The 18,430-nt window shown below is 66.1% G+C and carries 17 protein-coding genes and 1 tRNA gene; 15 read left to right on the top strand and 3 right to left on the bottom strand.

Annotated elements, in window-relative coordinates:
• The first annotated feature begins 10 nt into the window (after positions 1–10).
• The 5 genes from NA4_RS00760 to NA4_RS00740 all read left to right on the top strand — a co-directional run bounded on the left by NA4_RS00760 (position 11) and on the right by NA4_RS00740 (position 5,587).
• On the top strand, positions 11–1,510 hold the full coding sequence (locus tag NA4_RS00760) for an MFS transporter (protein ID WP_067462201.1): 1,500 nt from the start codon (positions 11–13) through the stop codon (positions 1,508–1,510).
• 433 nt (positions 1,511–1,943) lie between these two features.
• On the top strand, positions 1,944–2,306 hold the full coding sequence (locus NA4_RS00755) for a DUF190 domain-containing protein (protein WP_067462198.1): 363 nt from the start codon (positions 1,944–1,946) through the stop codon (positions 2,304–2,306).
• Entirely contained in the window at positions 2,303–2,554 is a 252-nt protein-coding gene (locus NA4_RS00750; protein WP_067462195.1) for a hypothetical protein, read from the top strand. The genes NA4_RS00755 and NA4_RS00750 overlap by 4 nt, the downstream gene beginning before the upstream one ends.
• A gap of 47 nt (positions 2,555–2,601) precedes the next feature.
• Positions 2,602–4,245, top strand: coding sequence for a phosphoglucomutase (alpha-D-glucose-1,6-bisphosphate-dependent) (gene pgm / locus NA4_RS00745; RefSeq protein ID WP_067462294.1), 1,644 nt, complete (start codon positions 2,602–2,604; stop codon positions 4,243–4,245).
• Positions 4,235–5,587 (top strand): MFS transporter, encoded by a 1,353-nt coding sequence (locus NA4_RS00740; RefSeq protein ID WP_084496661.1) that lies wholly within the window; start codon positions 4,235–4,237, stop codon positions 5,585–5,587. The genes pgm and NA4_RS00740 overlap by 11 nt, the downstream gene beginning before the upstream one ends.
• 325 nt (positions 5,588–5,912) lie before the next feature.
• Here the strand turns inward: NA4_RS00740 and NA4_RS00735 are convergent, their stop codons facing one another.
• Positions 5,913–6,311 carry a GNAT family N-acetyltransferase gene (locus NA4_RS00735; RefSeq protein WP_067462192.1) on the bottom strand — a complete coding sequence of 133 codons (399 nt, stop codon included), beginning with the start codon at positions 6,309–6,311 and terminating at the stop codon, positions 5,913–5,915.
• Positions 6,312–6,599: 288 nt separating this feature from the next.
• On the opposite strand from NA4_RS00735, the gene NA4_RS00730 reads away from it, so the two are divergent.
• The 3 genes from NA4_RS00730 (at position 6,600) to NA4_RS00720 (ending at position 9,484) form a co-directional block, all read left to right on the top strand.
• A complete protein-coding gene (locus tag NA4_RS00730; protein ID WP_067462189.1) occupies positions 6,600–7,301 on the top strand; it encodes a DsbA family protein in 702 nt (233 codons plus the stop codon).
• Positions 7,302–7,694: 393 nt separating this feature from the next.
• A tRNA-Ala gene (locus tag NA4_RS00725) sits at positions 7,695–7,767 on the top strand.
• A gap of 763 nt (positions 7,768–8,530) precedes the next feature.
• On the top strand, positions 8,531–9,484 hold the full coding sequence (locus tag NA4_RS00720; protein ID WP_067462186.1) for an NAD(P)-dependent alcohol dehydrogenase: 954 nt from the start codon (positions 8,531–8,533) through the stop codon (positions 9,482–9,484).
• A gap of 404 nt (positions 9,485–9,888) precedes the next feature.
• Here the strand turns inward: NA4_RS00720 and NA4_RS00715 are convergent, their stop codons facing one another.
• Positions 9,889–10,185, bottom strand: a complete 297-nt coding sequence (locus tag NA4_RS00715; RefSeq protein ID WP_067462291.1) for a DUF1330 domain-containing protein — start codon at positions 10,183–10,185, stop codon at positions 9,889–9,891.
• A gap of 188 nt (positions 10,186–10,373) precedes the next feature.
• Here NA4_RS00715 and NA4_RS00710 point away from each other — a divergent pair, with 188 nt between their 5' ends.
• From NA4_RS00710 to NA4_RS38565, 3 genes are all read left to right on the top strand, one after another.
• Positions 10,374–11,276 (top strand): LysR family transcriptional regulator, encoded by a 903-nt coding sequence (locus tag NA4_RS00710; protein WP_067462183.1) that lies wholly within the window; start codon positions 10,374–10,376, stop codon positions 11,274–11,276.
• A 709-nt stretch (positions 11,277–11,985) separates the two neighbouring features.
• Positions 11,986–12,906, top strand: a complete 921-nt coding sequence (locus NA4_RS00700) for a hypothetical protein (protein WP_067462177.1) — start codon at positions 11,986–11,988, stop codon at positions 12,904–12,906.
• On the top strand, positions 12,822–13,316 hold the full coding sequence (locus NA4_RS38565; protein WP_084496659.1) for an NAD-dependent epimerase/dehydratase family protein: 495 nt from the start codon (positions 12,822–12,824) through the stop codon (positions 13,314–13,316). The genes NA4_RS00700 and NA4_RS38565 overlap by 85 nt, the downstream gene beginning before the upstream one ends.
• Here the strand turns inward: NA4_RS38565 and NA4_RS40000 are convergent.
• On the bottom strand, positions 13,301–13,510 hold the full coding sequence (locus tag NA4_RS40000) for a hypothetical protein (RefSeq protein ID WP_157128724.1): 210 nt from the start codon (positions 13,508–13,510) through the stop codon (positions 13,301–13,303). The two genes, NA4_RS38565 and NA4_RS40000, sit on opposite strands and share 16 nt — an antisense overlap.
• 149 nt (positions 13,511–13,659) lie before the next feature.
• Between NA4_RS40000 and NA4_RS00690 the strand changes: the two genes are divergently transcribed.
• The 4 genes from NA4_RS00690 to NA4_RS00675 all read left to right on the top strand — a co-directional run bounded on the left by NA4_RS00690 (position 13,660) and on the right by NA4_RS00675 (position 18,430).
• The gene (locus tag NA4_RS00690) at positions 13,660–14,742 is read left to right on the top strand and encodes a ParB/RepB/Spo0J family partition protein (protein WP_169810956.1); all 1,083 of its coding nucleotides are present in this window, start codon (positions 13,660–13,662) and stop codon (positions 14,740–14,742) included.
• A gap of 1,015 nt (positions 14,743–15,757) precedes the next feature.
• Positions 15,758–16,594, top strand: a complete 837-nt coding sequence (locus NA4_RS42380; RefSeq protein ID WP_245671014.1) for a hypothetical protein — start codon at positions 15,758–15,760, stop codon at positions 16,592–16,594.
• Positions 16,595–16,767: 173 nt separating this feature from the next.
• Positions 16,768–17,838, top strand: coding sequence for a type III polyketide synthase (locus NA4_RS00680; RefSeq protein WP_174552891.1), 1,071 nt, complete (start codon positions 16,768–16,770; stop codon positions 17,836–17,838).
• Positions 17,839–17,899: 61 nt separating this feature from the next.
• Positions 17,900–18,430 (top strand): cupin domain-containing protein, encoded by a 531-nt coding sequence (locus NA4_RS00675; protein WP_067462171.1) that lies wholly within the window; start codon positions 17,900–17,902, stop codon positions 18,428–18,430.

Genomic DNA, 18,430 nt, shown 5'->3' with positions numbered 1-18,430 from the left:
AAGGGGACACATGACTACCGCGATCGATCGTGGGGCACCCGCCCCCGCGAAGACGGGAAGCGGCAGGCGCGGCTCGCACGCGCTGCGCTGGTGGGTACTCGCCGTCCTCGGCGTCGCTCAGCTCATGGTCGTGCTCGATGCGACCGTGGTGAACATCGCGCTGCCAGCCGCGCAGCAGGACCTCGGCTTCAGCGACGGCGACCGCTCCTGGGTGGTCACCGGATACGCGCTGGCATTCGGCAGCCTGCTGCTGCTCGGCGGACGTCTCAGCGACCTGTTCGGCAGGCGCAACACCTTCATCGTCGGCCTGGTCGGTTTCGCGGTCGCCTCCGCCGTCGGCGGCGCGGCCACCAGCTTCGAGATGCTCGTCGCGGCTCGTGTCGGTCAGGGTGTCTTCGGCGCGCTGCTGGCGCCCGCCGCCCTGTCGCTGCTCACCGTGACCTTCACCGAACCCTCCGAGCGTGCCAAAGCATTCGGCATCTTCGGCGCGGTCGCCGGTACCGGCGGCGCTATCGGCCTGCTGCTCGGCGGCGCTCTCACCGAGTGGGCGTCCTGGCGCTGGGTGATGTTCGTCAACCTGGCCTTCGCCGCCGTCGCGTTGGTCGGCGCGGTGCTGCTGCTGGCCAAGCACGCGAGCACCGAGCGGCCCAAGCTCGACATCCCCGGCACCGTCGTGGTCACCGCGGGCCTGTTCGGCATCGTCTACGGGTTCTCGCACGCGGAATCGGACGGGTGGACCAACGGCGTCACCCTCGCCTTCCTGATCGGTGGCACCGCACTGCTCGCGGTGTTCGCCTGGCTGGAGACCCGGGTCGCGCATCCGCTGCTTCCGGTGCGGATCGTGCTAGACCGGATGCGCGGCACCTCCTACCTGACGGTCTTCGTCATGGGCATCGGGATGTTCGCGATCTTCCTGTTCCTCACCTACTACATGCAGCTGACGCTGGGCTACTCGCCGATCATGACCGGAGTGGCGTTCCTGCCGATGGTCGCCGCGATGATCGCGTCGTCCACAACCACCCCGTCGCTGCTGCTGCCGAGGATCGGACCGAAGATCGTGGTCAGCGGCGGCTTCCTGGTCGCGGCGGCGGGCATGCTCTGGTTGACCCGGATCGGTTTGGACACCGGCTACGCCACCCACATCCTGCCCGCCCTGATCCTGTTGGGTCTCGGCCTCGGCGGCGCGATGGCGACGGCCTTCCAGGGCGCGACCTCGGGCGTGCAGCACGAGGACGCGGGCGTGGCCTCGGCCATGATCAACACCAGCCAGCAGGTCGGCGGGTCGATCGGCACGGCGCTGCTCAGCACCATCGCCGCCTCCGCGGCCAGCGACTACCTGTCCGCCCGGAAGCCGGATCCGCTGACCATCGCCCAGTCCGCGATCGAGAGCTACACCACCAGCTTCTGGTGGGCCACCGCGATCTTCGTGGCGGGTGGCATCCTCACCGCGGTGCTGATGCCGAGCACGGTACCCGTGCCCGCCGAGGGTGAGCCGGTCCTCGCTCACTGACCGAACACGGCGCCGATCCGGCGCCCGAAGCAGCGGCCGCCGCTCCCGCGATCTCCTCGCAGGGGCGGCGGTCGTTCGTCTGCATCGGCCTCGCCCAGCGGCGGGGAGACGCCCCCGTCCGACTCGGACCGTAATTGTCGTGGGATGCTTTGCAATAGGAATCTCGATGATTCCGGCCGCCGCGGCGTGGGTAGCTAAAAGACTGCTACGTCCCCTTCCGCGGCACCGGCGTGCGCGGCGGCGGTACCACCCTCTCCACCCAACCCGCGAGGTTCGTAGACTCCTCGGATCGAGCGCGGTACTCCTCGCGCTCGTCCGCCGGGGAGTGGCGGTGGCGTAGCCGGGGCGTCGAAGCCCGGCGGGGGACAGGCACGGCGGCTACCTGGTTCGGCTCGGCGATGACGGGAACGGCACGACGAAAGGGGGTCAGGCAGTGAGTGGTCCGCAAACGGGTTCTCCCCCAGCGGGACAGTGGCGGCCGGCGGCACGGCTCACCGTGCTGCTGGACGAGGACGACAAGTGGCGGCACACGCCCCTGTACCACGAGATCGTGCGGCGGGCCAGGGACGCCGGACTGGCGGGTGCCAGCGTATGGCGCGGCATCGAGGGATACGGCGCGTCCGCGCACGTCCACACCACCAGGATGCTCGATATGGCCGACCATCTTCCGCTGATGCTGGTGCTGGTCGACGAGCCGGAGCGCCTGCGCGCGTTCGTCGAGCAGAACGCCGAACTGTTCGACTCGGTCAACGTCACGATGGCACCGGTGGAACTGTGGCAGGGAGGTGGGCGATGACAGTACCGTGCGGCGTACCAGCGGATTTCGACGCGCCGGTGCCGAAGGGGGCGTCGACCGTTACCATTGTCGGTTCGGCGCGGCTGGGTGATCGCAGCGACGCGAGGACTGGCGTGCGGCGGCTCGCCGCCGCGGGATCGGATGCCCGCACCGCGCCGACCACGTGCAGCACGTTCGGCTACAAAAGGATCCGGCTGGTGATCGACGTGGCCGTGGGGCCGGCGGTGACCAGGCGGTCGTGGACATGATTCTGATGACGAGCCGGGCGCAGCCGATACGGAAGGGAGACCCGAGCATGGCCCACGATCGAGCCGGGCGTCCCGCACGTCCCACCGATCTGGAGGACATCGCGCACCTGGTGACCGCGTACTACAGCCGCGTCCCCGATGTGCTGGATCCGGCCCAGCGTGTGGCGTTCGGTACCTCGGGGCATCGCGGCTCCAGCCTGGACAGCGCCTTCAACGAAGCGCACATCCTCGCGATCACCCAGGCGATCGTCGAATACCGTGCCACCCGTGGCATCACCGGGCCGGTCTACCTGGCCAGGGACACGCACGCGCTGTCCGAGCCCGCGTGGACCACGGCGCTCGAGGTGCTCGCAGGCAACGGCGTCACCGCGGTGATCGACGCGCGCGATCGCTACACCCCCACCCCGGCGCTGAGTCACGCTGTGTTGCGCCACAATCGAGGCGGCGCCAAGCACCAGGCTGACGGCATCGTGGTCACCCCCTCGCACAACCCGCCGCGCGACGGCGGCTTCAAATACAACCCGCCGCACGGCGGCCCGGCCGACAACACGGCCACCGACGCCATCGCCGCCCGCGCCAACGAACTGCTGCTCGGCGGGCTGGCGGAGGTCAAACGCACCGCACTGTGGCGTGCGCTGGCAACGGGCGTGGAACGCTACGACTACCTCGGCCACTACGTCGACGACCTGCCCAGCGTGCTGAACCTGGACGCCATCCGCGGCGCGGGCATCCGGCTCGGCGCCGACCCGATGGGCGGCGCCAGCGTCGACTACTGGGAGGAGATCGGTCAGCGCTTCGACCTCGAGCTCGAGGTGGTCAACCCGTTCGTGGATCCCACCTGGCGGTTCATGACGCTCGACAGCGACGGCAAGATCCGGATGGACCCGTCCTCGCGCTATGCGATGGCTTCGCTGATCGCGATCAAGGACGACTACGACATCTCCACCGGCAACGACGCCGACGCCGACCGGCACGGCATCGTCACGCCCGACGGCGGGTTGATGAATCCGAACCACTTCCTGGCGGTGGCCATCGAATACCTGGTCGCCAACCGGATGGGCTGGGACGCGCTGACCAAGATCGGCAAGACCGCGGTGACCTCGTCCATGGTCGACCGGGTGGTCTCCGTGCTCGGCCGGGACGTGCACGAGGTGCCGGTCGGATTCAAGTTCTTCGTGCCCGGATTGTTCAGCGGCAGCCTGGCTTTCGGCGGCGAGGAGAGCGCGGGCGCGTCGTTCCTGCGGATGGACGGCACCGTGTGGACCACCGACAAGGACGGCATCCTGCTGGCACTGCTCGCGGGGGAGATCGCCGCGGTCACCGGGCAGAGCCCCTCGGCGCGCTACGTCGAACTGGAACGCCGCTACGGCAGTCCCGCCTACGCGCGGATCGACGCATCCGCCACCGCGGAACAGAAACAGCTGCTCGCGAAGTTGACTCCGGACATGATCACCACGAAGGAGATCGCCGGAGAACCGGTCACCGCCGTGCTCACCAGGGCGCGCGGCAACGGCGCGCCGCTGGGCGGCCTCAAGGTGACCACCGAGAACGCGTGGTTCGCCGCCCGCCCCTCCGGCACCGAGGACAAGTACAAGATCTACGCGGAATCGTTCCACGGCCCCGAGCACCTCGCCGAGGTGCAGACGGCCGCGGAGGAATTGGTCGGGCGGGCGCTGTCCGGTGACCAGTAGTTCCAAGCCCCTGCCCACCGAGATCTGGGTGCTGGTCGGGGGCGCGTTCGTCATCGCCATCGGCTTCGGTCTGGTCGCCCCGGTGCTGCCGCAGTTCGCGCGGGGATTCGGTGTCGGCGTGGCGGCCGCTTCGGCGATCGTTTCCGCGTTCGCCTTGATGCGGTTGCTGTTCGCGCCGGTGAGTGGACGACTGGTGCAGCGACTGGGGGAACGGTCGGTCTACCTCGGTGGGCTGCTGATCGTCGCACTGTCCACCGGTGCCAGTGCGCTGGCCCAAAGTTATTGGCAGCTCATGGTGTTGCGCTCGCTCGGCGGCATCGGGTCGACCATGTTCACGGTGTCGTCGCTGGCGCTGGTCATCCGGATGTCGCCGCCCGAACAGCGCGGCCGGGTATCTGGGCTGTGGTCGACCAGCTTCCTGGTCGGTTCGGTGAGCGGTCCGCTGGTCGGCGGCGGGTTGTCCGGCCTCGGGCTGCGGTGGCCGTTCGTGATCTACGCGGTCGCGCTGCTGGTCGTCAGTGTCGTCGTGCACCTGAGCCTGCGGAATTCGGCATTGGCCGCACCCGAACCGGTCGGCGGCGTCCGGATGATGTCGTTCCGGGAGGGATGGGCGCGGCCCGAGTACCGGGCGGTGCTGCTGTCGAACTTCGCCAATGGCGCGGCCGTGTTCGGTGTGCGGATGGCGTTGGTTCCGCTGCTCGTCGTGGAAGTGCTGCACCAAGCGCCAGGGATGGCGGGCGTCGCGCTGACGGTGTTCGCGGCGGGCAACGTCGCGGTGCTGTTCGCCTCCGGAAGGCTGTCCGATCGGTGGGGGCGGAAGCCATTCGTGATCGTCGGCTCGCTGGTGTGCGCAGCGGGCACCGCGGGACTCGGCATCGCGACGAGCCTGCCGTGGCTGCTGGCCACCTCGTTCCTCGCCGGGCTTGGTTCCGGCATGTTCACCCCGACCCAGCAGGCAGCGGTGGCCGACATCATCGGCCCCAAAGCGCGCGGCGGACCCGTCCTGGCCGGTTTCCAGATGGCCGCCGACTTCGGCACCGTCGTAGGCCCAGTTGCCGTCGGCGCCCTGGCGCAGCAGGTGTCCTACGAGCTCGCCCTCGGCGTGACCGGCGCCCTGCTCGCCCTCGCCGCGATCGTCTGGTCCGTCGTCCCCGAGCCGCTGCGCCGCCGTCCCGTGCACGCGGAAAGCCCCGCGGATCGGCTCGGCGGTGAACTTCAGGCCACCGCTGTCGGCGAGGCGGTGAGCGGCCCGTCCGGCGTTTCGGTGGCCGACAAGCCGGTAGCGGCGGGGTCCGGGATGGCGGCTTGCAGTTCGTCGGGAGATTCGGCGTGTGATCCTTGAACAGCGACGGTTGATCCCGGAGCGCTGCGGGATGAGCCCGCGACGGTCGGCGGTGGACAGGACGTGCTGGCAGGTAAACAAGGCGACCGTCCAGCAGTAGGGGCCGATTTCCGAGCAGCGGTGGCCGGACCGGGCACAGTGGTTGCCGAATCGGAAGTGTCACCCGCCACTGCGCGCCGTGCGATCTCCCGCCGCAAACGGCGACGTTCCGTCCCCCGAAGCGGCCGCAATCGGTGAACGAATCTCGTGATTGTCGCCGCGCCCACGGGAGGCCGAGAAGGACGACATCGAGCGGCAGCGGCATTCGTCGCGGCCTTGTTCGAGGTCAGTTCAGTCGTAGTAAGCCGGCGTCGGTGGTTCGGAACCCGCATGTATCGCGATAGAAACTGTCGAGGTGCGGTTCGTAGTCGACGTGGAGCCATTCGGTACCGAGTTCATGTAGGTCACTGATGAGAGCCGCGACCAGGCTGGTTCCGATGCGCTGATGCTGGAGCTCCCGGGCGACCATGGTGTCGAGCAGGAACGCATGCCGACCTCCATCCCAGACTGCGTGCACGAACCCGACAAGCCGATCGCCGGCGAATGCGCCGACCCACGATCTGCTGTGCCGTTCCAGACGCGCTTTCCAAGGGCTCAGCACATGGGCACCGCCGAATGCGTCGGCGTGGAGCTGGGAGAGCATCTCGTCGTCGACAGCGAAACGGATGCGGAGGTCCGCGATCATGCGGGGTCCTCTCAGCGCAGATCGTCTTCATGAATCAGGTCATCATGGCATCAGGGCGATGAGAGATCAGCCTATTTTGTAGCGCTGTGTGGCCAAACGAGTAGTGGACGTCGCAAGTGGCGGTGAACTGCAGCGTGTGCCTCCATATCTGCTGGCAAATCAGGGTATGGGGCAAGGTGGTTCTACCTGCCGCCGTTTGCGGATGTACCGCCCGGCGGTGGCTGGAGAGGTTCGGTGGGGCAAAGTGTCAATGTGAGCGAATCTCGTTCGAACTACACGCCGCGGCCGATGTCCAGTACGACCACCTACGCGTTGGGTGCGGTTGCCCTCGCGTTGATCGTCTTGATCGTGATCGCGGCAATCCGCTGGGGGCGGGATGAAGCGACTGTCCGCAACGACGGCTACGGTCCGGTGCGGGATCTGGCGGTGCACTCGGTGCTCGAGCAGAACGGCTCGATCCTGCTGGGCCGCCCGGAGGCTAGGAAGACCATCGACATCTTCGAGGACCCGCTGTGCCCCGGATGCGGCAACCTGGAGCGCATTCACGGCCAGGAAATCGCCCAGAAGATCGATGAGGGCTCGCTCGCGGTGCGCTACCGCCTGGTGAACTTCCTCGACTCCCGCTCCCAGAGCAAGGACTACTCCACCCGCGCCGTCGCCGCGAATCAGTGTGTGGCCGAAGCCGGTTCCGGACCGATCTACTCGAAGTTCCACACCGAATCGTTCACCACGAAGCGCCCCGGCGAGGGCGGCAGCGACCTGAACAATGAAGCACTCGCCGCCATCGCCCGGGAGGCCGGTGCTCCCGAACCGGTGCTGCAGTGCATCACGACCGGTGCCAAGGTCGACTTCGCACGCACCACCGCCATGGCACAGACCGCCGCACTCGGCGAGGCGCTCGGCGGCTCCGCGGCCACACCAGCGGTCTTCGACGGTCCGACCAAGGTCGACGCCAACGACGAGAACTGGGTGATCTCACTCGCCCGGTGATCACTGGATCCACCGCCTCAGGCGCGGACAGCTGATCGACCAACGGAAGGGCCGGGACGCCGACTCCACCAAATCGACGACCCGGCCCACTCGACAGCGCGATCCGACATCCCAGCCCCCGAGATCGCCCACCGAGTTTTCAGTTGGTCAAGGGGCCGGGCGTCGGCTCCACCTGCCGACACCCGGCCCGCGCACTCGACAGTCCGGTCTCACCCCCTGTCCAAGACCGCACCTCGAGATGCCATCCCGTTCCCCACCCATGATCGAACACGTGTTCGACTATACATCGTTGGTTCACCCCTGTCGCCCCGAATCGAGGCGATTTGGTCGCCGACACACCGGTGGTGTAACTTCACTAAAGCGCGGCGGGGAAGCCCGGAGCGCGACCCACCAGGGGCTATGGCGCAGCTGGTAGCGCACCACACTGGCAGTGTGGGGGTCAGGGGTTCGAGTCCCCTTAGCTCCACAGAAATAGCAGGTCAGGCCCGGTCTAAGACCGGGCCTGACCTGTTTTTTGTGTCTGGCCCCCCGTTTTGGTTCTGGCTTCTGTTCGGCCTAGTGCCACCTGGGCGGTTGTGTACCCGCTGTGGCTACCGTCGGGCCCGGGCCGCTGTCCCCGACAGGACATGCGAAACACGGGCGACTGGAAACACCTGGTCATCGTAGATTCCTATTTGATCTGACGATGCGCGGCGCGCCGGTTTAGGGGGCGGTTCCCGTTCCCGTCTCGATGCGCCCACGGCGACGTACATCGAGACGGGAACGTCTTAGGGAACCGACGACGCTACCGCGCGGCGATCTCGGCGCTGTCGGCAGGCACGAGCGATAGAGCACGCACCCGCTGCCGTCTGGTCTCGGTTAAGCGGGGGTCCTGGTCATTGGATCCTTCGCTCCCACCACGAGCGGGGCTCAGTCCATCCGAACCTACGAAGGACCTGCTGGCACGGCAAACTCATAGACCCAACAAGATGATCACTGTGGGCACTGCGGCATCGACACAAACTCGGCGCACGTGGTCAAATCAGGCTCGCGCAAGAGGCGACCAGTGAAGCTGTCGTACCTCTCTGGCACCGCGCACTATGCGGTAGTACTGGACGTTGCTGGTTTACGGGAGAGGGTTCGGCGAGTCGCGCCGAATGCCGACGTACAGTTCGCCGGTCGCGGGGCGGCCCGCCGACTAGAGTTTGTCGTGTGTCAGGCTGTCGCTCGATCCTCGGTGCTGGAATCGCATGAGGGCCGTCGTGTACGACCGCTACGGCGGCCCCGAGGTGCTGTCGGTCGTGGAGGTCCCAGCGCCTTCCCCAGGGCCGAAGCAGGTGCTCGTCCAGGTGCACGCGACGTCGATCAACCTCTCCGACTGGGAGACACTGCGGGGGACGCCGCTGTATTCGCGCATCGGCGGGCTCCGGGCACCCAGACGCCCGGTTCTCGGATCCGATATCGCCGGACGGGTCGAAGTCGTCGGCTCCGAGGTCACACGGTTTGCACCGGGTGACGAGGTCTACGGCGACAATCTCATGCTCAAGGGCGGGTTCGCGGAATATGCGGTGGTTCCTGAATCGGCGCTGGCTCACAAACCGGTGTCGCTGAGCTTCGCCGAGGCGTCGACGCTGCCACAGGCGGGGGCGATAGCACTGCAGGGCACGGCCGGCATCGCAGCCGGTATGTCGGTGTTGATCAACGGAGCGGGCGGCGGGTCCGGAGCGTTTGCGATCCAGTTGGCCAAGAGTGCCGGGGCGCATGTGACCGGGGTGGACAACGCCGCCAAACTGGCGTTCATGCGCACGCTCGGCGCCGACGAGGTCATCGACTACCGCGCTGAGGACTTCACCCGAACCGGACCGTACGACCGGGTACTCGACCTCGTCGCCCACCGGTCGGTCTTCGCTTATCGCAGGTCGGTCGCGCGTGGCGGCCGGTACCGCTGCGTCGGCGGCACCACGCGCGCGTTGCTGCGGTTGGCAACGGTCGGAGTGGTCGCCGGGATGGTGACCGGCCGCGGGCTCGGAGTCCTCGCGGTGAAGGAAGGGCCCGCGCACTTCACACCCCTCGCGGAGTCGTGTGTCGCGGGACGGATCGGTATCCACATCGACCGCAGTTTCCCCCTCGACGAGACCGCGAACGCGCTGGCCCACGTCGGTGCGGGACGCGCCCTGGGCAAAGTGGTGGTCGAGATCCGCTGATCGGCACCACCGGATGTTCTGAGCCGCAACCGGTCTGGCCCGCCGACTACCACGACGTGGCCGCTTCGCTCAGCGCTGTGGGCGGCGGTTGAGTGTGTTCGGCAGCTGGCGCCCTGCCCTCAGGATCGCGCGGATCGCGGCAACACAGTGCGTTCGACAGAACGTGGTCCCGCCCCGGCGGCCGCGCTAATCGCGGGACGACCAGACCCAGGGGACGGGCGATACGCCCCCATCCCTGAATCTTGCCCCGAGCCTCTGCGATCCGCCCGACAGGGATCAGGCCGTCGAGGACGTCGACGACGAGCTGGGGCGCGGGGCATCGCTTCAAACTCGTCTCGTGAGTCGTCGTTCAGCACCGTGGCCGTATCAGGTGACGGATGCTCAGCAATGGTTGGGCCCGCCGGTCAGTCGATGCCTTCGATGATGCGGAAGTCGCGCTCGACGCCGTCGGGGAGGGCCACCAGCGCCTTCTGGTATGCCTCGCTCTCGTATGCCGCGACGGCCTGTTCAAAGCTGTCGAACTCGATCAGAATGACGCGTTGCGTGATTCCGGCCTCGTGGGCGACGACTCGACTACCGACATGGGACAGGAGGCGCCCGCCTCCAGCCTGGATAGCCGGACCGGCCAGCTTGTCGTAGGTAGTCAGCCTCTCAGGGGCGGAAATGGCGGGGTAGACACTGACCCAGTAGCCCTTAGCCATGGAAACCTCCTGTGTTCGGCCGGACACGTCCGACTTCGAATTGACACTCAGATCGATCGATTCCGGCGACCGGTACTGCGGTCAGTTGAATCGTCATATGCGCAGGTTAGGGCTTGATGTGCGGTCGAGGGAAAGACCGATACGCGATAGACTCAGAACGGATCGTTATCAATTGGCAGGGAGGGCGCGTGGCGCCGGATACAGTGAGCCTGCGGTACTTCCTGGTGCTGGCGCAGGAGTTGAACTTCACCCGCGCGGCCGCACGGATCGGTATCGCACAGCCCGCACTCAGCGCCCGGATGCGCCGATTGGAGGCGGAACTCGGTACGGCCCTGCTGGTCCGCAACACGCGTAGCGTCGAATTGACCACGGCCGGTGCGGCTTTGGCGGAGTCCGCGCCGCCCGCGCTGGCGGCTCTGGACCGGGCATGGGGCACCGCCCGGAGCGCGGCGGCCGGTGAACTGGGCACGCTGCGCATCGGATACAGCCTCAGCACCGGAGCTGAGACCGCACCGGCCCTGGTGGACAGGCTCATTCGCAGCAGCCAAGGACTCGAGGTCGGCGCGGTCCCGATGGCGACACCGGAGATCTCCCCCGCGGTCGCCGACGGCCGCATCGATGCCGGGATCACCCGCGGTGAACAGCCGGGCCGTGGCGTGCGCCGGTACCTGCTGCGGCGTCAGCGCGTCGGGGTCCAGCTGGCGCAGCACCATCCGCTGGCCGAACATCAGGAGATCGAGATAGCCGACGCGGCCGCGTACCCGCTGCGACTCCCGGGCCGTGCGGCCAACCCCGTGATCCACGATCAGCTGTCCGCACTGTTCCGAGGCATCCGACCACCCCCCCGATTCCACACGCCCGCAGTCTCTTTCGACATGTCTCAGCGCGACCTACGCGACGGGGTCACCCTCGCTCCGGCCGGAGAAGCCGCGGTCACGGCACAACCGGCCGGTCTCACCTGGCGCCCGCTGCGGGGCGCGCCCAGCCTGACGCTCCACCTGGTCCTCCCACGCGAGCAGTCGCCGCTACACCGCCGCATCCGTGCCGTCGCCAAAACCCTGGCGCACGAGCTGCACTGGCTGCGGGACTGACGCGCAGGAGGTCAAGCGAGACGGACGTCTGCGGTGGCGAGGCCGAAGACCTTGCGCCCGGCGGACTTCGCGGTGATGACGATGACGGCGGTCTTGCTGAATGTCCGACACTTCGCTACGCCGGCGGATCAGCATCCGATGATGGCCTTTGCGATCTGCTTGCCTGAGTCCTGTCGCTGCGCCCTGTATTGCAACGGCAGAAGAGTGCGTTCGGTCGTCGACGCCGACGCAGGGGGACACGCCAACCGGTGGCGTCAGTTTTTGCCGATGTCAACCGATCTCGACCTCGCTGCGCGACGTCAGAGTTGGCCGATGATCGACGTCGAATTTCACCGGCACAGCCAGTCGGCGCGGTCGGCGAATCCCGACACCGCTGTGGCGAGCTCGCGGGTCGCCGGCGAGTACGGGTTTGCCTCGCGCGGACTCGGGAACCTGCGGCGAGGCCGCCGGTGTGAGCCCGGCTCGCCTCGCCGCAACAATTGCCCGCGAGCCGAATTCCACTCGTGCCGTTCGCATTCCGGAAATGGACGAGAGAAATTCGGGACCGGAGTTTCTTTCCACGTTCCGCTTGACATCGGCCCTGGTATCGAGCGTCCATGGAACCGGGAACGACACCGACCCCCCGGGGAATTCGCCCCGATCGGTGTGGTTTCCGTCCCGGCCGGGACATCACCCGAATTCACCCGAACCATTGTTGGAGGGACCTGTCATGTCCAAAAGGAAGAACACCACCGCCGCGCCCCCGGCACCGGCCGCGCCCGCCCCGGATGCCGCCCCTGCTGCCCCGGACAGCGGTTCGGGGGCGGCGGGTGTGCCCGTGCTGCGCACCGACACAGACCGGGCATTGTGGGCGGCACTGGGCACCCACCCCGGTGGCACCACCGCCGTGTTGGCGGATGCGGCGGGGATCGGGCTGTCGACCGCCCGGCGCTTGCTGTCGAATTGGGAATCCGCTGGGGCCGTGCGGTCGGACACCGACCCCGCATCGCCCCGGGCCGCCAAAACCTGGACCACCGCCGGATCGGCCGCGCCGGAACAGGTCGCGACCGAACCGGCCACCCAGGAACCGGACCCGGCCGAACCCGCCGCGCCGGAACCGGTTTCGATCGACCCGGCCGGGCCGGAACCGGCCGATCCCGCCGAGGAGGAGGCACACGCCGACCCCGTGCCGGATACCGCGCCGGAGGCGGCGGCTGCTGCCCGCACGGGCGGCGATCCGACCGATCCGGCCCCGGTCCCGGCCGATGACGCGGCAGCGGCCGAGCTGGAGTCGGTGGTGCGGTTGCCCGCTGGTGCGTTGCGGGGGCAGGTCGAGGATTTCCTGCGCGATCACCCGGGCGAGGAGTTCGCCCCGCACCAAATCGGCAAGGCGCTCGACCGTTCGAGCGGCGCGGTTCACAACGCCCTGGTCACGCGGAAGTACGGTCGGCTGGAACGGGCGCCGTCGCTGAGCAATGTCTCGGACACGGGGGTCGCCAACCTCCGCTCCGCGTCCGGTGTGTCCGTCAAGATCCAGTTGCTGTTGACACGCTCGGCGCGGCAACGCTGCGCTACTTCAACGCAGCCGGAGCGGTCCTCACCGCGGGCGGGGTCCACCTGGGTGAACGGCACGAGCCGGAATCGCATCTGATACCGATCCTGCTGCAAGCCGCCGATGGCCAGCGTGACACCTTCACGCTATTCGGCACCGACTACGAAACCCGAGATGGCACATGCATCCGCGACTACATCCATGTCGCCGACCTCGCGGCTGCCCACCTACTCGCTCTCGAGTTCGTTGAGCCGGGACGCCACGACATCTTCAATCTCGGCAACGGCCAAGGGCACTCGAGCCAGCAAGTCCTCGACACAGTCCGCGAAGTCACCGGAGTCGACTTCCCCGTACACATCGAGGGACGCCGACCCGGCGACCCGGCGGTGTGTATCGCCTCCAGCGAGAAAGCGCAACGCGAACTCGGCTGGAAACCGCAACGGCCCGACCTTGCCGACATCATCGCCGACGCATGGCAATTCCATCAGGCTGCTCACTCGTGGGCGTAAGGGTCACGCGACTCGGAGGTCGAGTCGGAACCACGAAGCCGAAGCGGCTGTCGTCGGACGCGCTGCGCGGGATGGTCGAGAACTGCCTGCGCGACTGCAAGGGCGGGAGGCCCGGCCGAAACGGCCTTTTCGCGCTCCTCATCGACGATCCGCGCAAACTGGTCGCCCGGATAATTCGGGGGCTTGTTGTTCATCAGTTTGACGAGTTCCAGCCGGAAACCCTTCGTTGTCCGTCAATGTCACGGATCGCACCCTCGACTATAATTTTCCAGCAGCCTAAACCCCTGGGGTTTAGGCTGTCTGTACCTGATTTTCACCGGCCCTGGGGGTGGGGATGGACAACGTGATCGACGGTTTAGCCGGATTCGGCATCAAGGCCGTGGTCGACGGGTGGGATGAACTCATCGGTCGGCTTCCGATCGAGTCGCTGCCTGTATCACAGTTGCGTCCTGCCGATACGCCGCGGTTGGGTGACCAGGACCAAGCGTATGTCGCCGCGATCGCCGAGGCCGAGGGCGAACTGCCGCCGATTCTCGTTCACCGACCGACGATGCGCGTGATCGATGGCATGTACCGCCTGCAAGCGGCGATTCGTCGTGGCGAGGAGACATTGGCGGCGCGGCTCTACAACGGCAACCATGACGATCTGTTCGCACTGTCGGTGCGGGCGAACGTCGGGCACGGAATGCCGCTGACACTGAAGGAGCGCAAGGCAGCGGCCGAGCGACTGGTCGAGAAACATCCGCAGTGGTCGGATCGGCTGATCGCACGCGCCAGCGGACTGTCGCACAACACCGTCGGCACGATTCGGCGCCGTGCAACTGGAAAAGATGGCCAGTTGTACGAACGGCTGGGGCGAGACGGCAAAGTCCGCCCAGCGTCCACGGCCACGGGCCGCCGCCTGGCCGCAGAAGCGATCCGCCGTGACCCGGCTGCTTCGCTGTCGGAGATCGCGCGGCAATCAGGGCTGTCGATCGGCACCGCTCGAGACGTCCGCCTGCGACTCGGGCGCGGCGAGAGTCCCCTCCTCGTTGGTCAGCAATCGCCTGTCGAAGGCGTGCATCAAGATGTCACCGAGCGCGACCGTGCGACGGCGTCAACGGATGCGCGACACCCGTCGGCGGCGCAGAAGTCGAATCCGGTTGCCGGGCTCGCTGTTTCGGAGGTTCTTCAGCGGTTGCGGAGCGATCCCGCGATGCGGTTGAGCGAAAGCGGGCGGACCGTCATTCGTCTGCTCACCATGTCCGTCGCGGCCGCCGCACAGTGCGAGGCTCTCATGAGCGCCGTTCCCCAGCACCGCACGGCTGCCATCGTCCAGCTTGCCCAGTGGCAGGCCCACTTCTGGTCCGCACTCGCGGACCGCGCCCGACTGCGGCTGGCCGGCGAGACTGCTGACGCTCCCACCGGCGATGCTGTCGCGTCCTGAAATGGACGGATCGCTGAATGTTTGTGGGTATGAGCACCACTTCGAATCATTTTCCTGGCAGTACCGCGCATCGGTAGTTGCGGCGAACCATGCATTTGGGCCTTGCTGCGCACCGCCCGGTTCCCGGTCCACATAATCAGCCCACGTACGCATCGGGATTCGCGACTTCAGCAACGGTCCCGGCTTGGTATATGAACGGCCCTCACCGCCGGCGGCGACTTGGCCTTCGCCAAATGGCGGTCGATCGTGGCCGCCGACCTCCCTATCAGTATCGCCGCTGTGCCGTTGTCGATCGACAACTCCCCGAACTGGCGTAGCACCGGCGCGATCTGCGCCGATGCCCGCGCTCGGCCGCATACCAGCCAGCGCGTTCATTACAGTCCAGCACTTCTCCGGCGCCGCGACAACCTCCGGATCGTCCACCGGCTCGCGCGCATATTACCGATCGGTAACCGGTCACCGCGCACACCGAATTCAGAATCGCCGCCTTCGTGCCGTTCCGATACCGCACGCCTCCGACCGCGTGATCGCCCTCCGACTCGCCATTGACAGCTCCATCACCCGTATGAACCGGAAACATGCAGTTTGCAGACGGAGGCGCGCGCGCTGGACCGATCCGGACTACGCAACGAATCGATCTACGCGGACCTTTTGCTGAGTCGACGCTGCGAGTTGACGCCGAACAATGGCTCTGTCACGCTGTCTGTGGGGCGGAAGCATGCCCAACTCAGCGGTTCGGATGTAGTAGCTTCGATGTATTCGCTGTGACCTCCATCGATTGCAATGCAGCGCCGTGCTGTGTCGCTACCGAGTTCAGCATTATCGGTTGCGTTCTTGGTCTGCGGGACAGGTTCGAGTCTCGTCCCCGCACGTGGAAGAAAAACGAACCCCGAAAATTCTGGAGTGGACATCACTTTCGTGGTGACAATGACTTGCACTTCACCGAGACTGATGAGCAGGGCGAGATGCCGTATCCGCCGGTTGAGTCGAGAACGATATTCACGAGGTCCAGTAAATGGAAGAAATACCGACCAGAAATGTCATGCCGGCAGCTTCGGAACGCACGGTGATATGCGAGGTCGACCGCCAAAATACCGGCTCGCCTTCAGTCGGTGCGGGGATCGCGCTCCGGTTGTGCCGAGACTGCATCACTGCTACAGAACAACGGCTCGCCGCGCTCCCATGGTTGGCCGCGCAATGTGTCGGTCCGTTCCAATGGGGGTATTGGGATGCAGGCGACGGACGTCGGCGTGATCAACGCACACTGCCGCTTCCGTCAGGCGCAATCGCCTTGCGGGTCTGGATCAGCTCGATCCTGGAGTCATGGGTGGATCTCGTCCTGAGTGAATGCCCCACGATCTCGCCTCCCCGTCGCGACACAGCGTCGACAGCGAAGTTCCTCGTCGGCCGGATCGGCTGGCTGGCAGCCCATCCGAGTGCCGCGGATTTTGTCGTCGAGATCGGCGATCTCTTCCGCGACGTCTTGCGATTCGTGGAGCGAGAACACGGCTCGGCAGCGGCGAGCGGAAAGTGTCGCGATCCTCGATGCGTTGCGCCGGTCACCGTAGAGTTGGACGGCATCAACAAATGCGCTGTCGTCAGATGCAAGCTGGGACACCGTTGGACGGTTTATGAATGGTTGTCCGATGAACGCCTGATCAGCGACCCCTCGGCGGAAGAGTCGAAACGGCGAACTTTGCCGACGAAGGTCGCCGCAGAAGCCTTCGGAATTCAGGAAGCAACGATCCGCCAATGGGCCAAGCGAGGACGGCTGACTCGATATGGATTGCGCGACAGAGCCGAATACGATATCGATGAGATCGCACATCTGATCCATGTGCGAAAGCATTGATCGACATGCCTTCCGCGGCAGTGTGCGGATTCCCGATCGTTCGGGCGCAATGCAATTCTCGAATAGCCATTGCCTTGCCCTGTCCCTATTCCGGAGGCGCAGGGCGGCGGCATTTTCGTATCGAAGATTCCATTCGGAAAACTTGAACCCGGTCGAGAAAGTAGATTCCAGACATGTCCACGCTGTGCAAACCGTCGGTGAGTGTGCCGGAAAACGTCCTGAGCATGGAAGATACTCTGGAATTTGCGGAAAGAATGTATGCCGGAAATCCTAATCTTCCTTTGGCACTCAAATTGATCCAGAACACGGGCGTGCGGAAGCGGCACATCGTGCAGGATATCGACAGCACCCTGCGCCACCCTGGGTTCGAGGAACGCAACAGGATCTACGAGCGCGAATCCAAGAAGCGATGCCCTGAGGTCATCGAAAAAGCCCTGGCGAACGCGGGTGTCGTGGAACGGGAAATCAACGCGATCATCTACGTGTCCTGTACCGGATTTCTCATGCCATCGCTGACCGCATGGCTGATCAACACTATGGGGCTTCGGTCGGACACCCGCCAGATACCCATCGCGCAGCTGGGTTGCGCGGCAGGTGCCGCGGCGATCAATCGCGCCCACGACTTCTGCGTGGCCCACCCAGGGAGCAATGTTCTGATCGTGGCGTGCGAGCTCTGCTCGCTGTGTTACCAACCCGACGACGACGATGTCGGTTCGCTGCTGTCCGACGGACTGTTCGGTGACGCGGTCGCGGCTGCCGTAGTTCGGGGAAACGGCGGTACCGGCGTAGCGCTGGAGCGCAATGCCTCGTATCTGATTCCGCACACGGAGGATTGGATCTCCTACGCCGTTCGTGCGACCGGCTTCCACTTCCAGCTGGATCGCCGGGTGCCCGGGACGATGGAGCCATTGGCGCCGGTACTGCGTGAGCTCGTCGCCGACCATGGCTGGGACATCGGCAAGCTCGACTACTACATCATTCACGCAGGCGGTCCGCGGATCCTCGACGACCTCAGCACGCACCTCGATGTCGAACGCACGATGTTCCGGCATAGCTGGGCGACTCTGACCGAGTACGGGAACATCGCCAGCGCGGTCGTACTCGACGCGCTGCGCCGGCTGTTCGAGGAAGACTCGCCGATGCCCGGTGCCAAGGGTGTTATCGCGGGTTTCGGTCCCGGCATCACCTCGGAGATGTCGGTAGGTCGATGGACCGTCGACGCGCCGAGCGGCATGAATCGATGACAACGGGGCGCGTCGGCGCCACGCCTACAGCGAGATTCAACTGACATGGGAAAGGAATGACATGAGCGGTGTTGTTGTCCGGCCCGGCGCGGGTCGAAAGCTGATCACAGACAAGCAGGAAATCACCTTCAAGGTCACCGGGGCGAACGGGTCCGTCGTATCGAGCTTCGAGGTGGTGGTTCCGCCCGGCTTCGACGTCGGGGCGCATTCCCATCGCAACTCGCAGGAGTTCTTCTACGTCTTGGAAGGAGAGCTGGACCTGCTGGCGTTCGAGCCGAATCAGCGTACGCCGGACGGTTGGCACGACTGGGAATCGCCGGATGGCGATCGAGTCGTCCGCGGGGGTCCCGGTAGCTGCATGTTCGTTCCGGCCGGATGTCCGCACGCGTTCAGGAATGCCACCGACAAGCCGGTTCGAATGTTGTTTCAAAGCTACCCATCCCCCGATCACGAAGTCTATTTCGAGGAGATTGCCGCGATCTTCGAGTCCGGCCGGTCGGTGGATGTCGACGCCATTCAGCGGCTGCGTGACCGCTGCGGCATCGACCAGATCACGCCGCTGCGTTTCGAACCACCGAGCAGCGGGAGGTGA

The sequence above is a fragment of the Nocardia amamiensis NBRC 102102 genome, from assembly GCF_001612745.1.
Lineage (GTDB): Bacteria > Actinomycetota > Actinomycetes > Mycobacteriales > Mycobacteriaceae > Nocardia > Nocardia amamiensis.
This window is presented reverse-complemented; position numbering and strand designations above follow the sequence as displayed.

What these genes read in the sequence shown, in the direction of transcription:
- NA4_RS00760 (WP_067462201.1), top strand. Translation starts at nt 11, where the DNA reads ATGACTACCGCGATCGATCGTGGGGCACCCGCCCCCGCGAAGACGGGA.
- NA4_RS00750 (WP_067462195.1), top strand. Translation starts at nt 2,303, where the DNA reads ATGACAGTACCGTGCGGCGTACCAGCGGATTTCGACGCGCCGGTGCCG.
- pgm (WP_067462294.1), top strand. Translation starts at nt 2,602, where the DNA reads ATGGCCCACGATCGAGCCGGGCGTCCCGCACGTCCCACCGATCTGGAG.
- NA4_RS00735 (WP_067462192.1), bottom strand. Translation starts at nt 6,311, where the DNA reads ATGATCGCGGACCTCCGCATCCGTTTCGCTGTCGACGACGAGATGCTC.
- NA4_RS00730 (WP_067462189.1), top strand. Translation starts at nt 6,600, where the DNA reads ATGTCCAGTACGACCACCTACGCGTTGGGTGCGGTTGCCCTCGCGTTG.
- NA4_RS00720 (WP_067462186.1), top strand. Translation starts at nt 8,531, where the DNA reads ATGAGGGCCGTCGTGTACGACCGCTACGGCGGCCCCGAGGTGCTGTCG.
- NA4_RS00715 (WP_067462291.1), bottom strand. Translation starts at nt 10,185, where the DNA reads ATGGCTAAGGGCTACTGGGTCAGTGTCTACCCCGCCATTTCCGCCCCT.
- NA4_RS00700 (WP_067462177.1), top strand. Translation starts at nt 11,986, where the DNA reads ATGTCCAAAAGGAAGAACACCACCGCCGCGCCCCCGGCACCGGCCGCG.
- NA4_RS40000 (WP_157128724.1), bottom strand. Translation starts at nt 13,510, where the DNA reads ATGAACAACAAGCCCCCGAATTATCCGGGCGACCAGTTTGCGCGGATC.
- NA4_RS42380 (WP_245671014.1), top strand. Translation starts at nt 15,758, where the DNA reads ATGGAAGAAATACCGACCAGAAATGTCATGCCGGCAGCTTCGGAACGC.
- NA4_RS00680 (WP_174552891.1), top strand. Translation starts at nt 16,768, where the DNA reads ATGTCCACGCTGTGCAAACCGTCGGTGAGTGTGCCGGAAAACGTCCTG.
- NA4_RS00675 (WP_067462171.1), top strand. Translation starts at nt 17,900, where the DNA reads ATGAGCGGTGTTGTTGTCCGGCCCGGCGCGGGTCGAAAGCTGATCACA.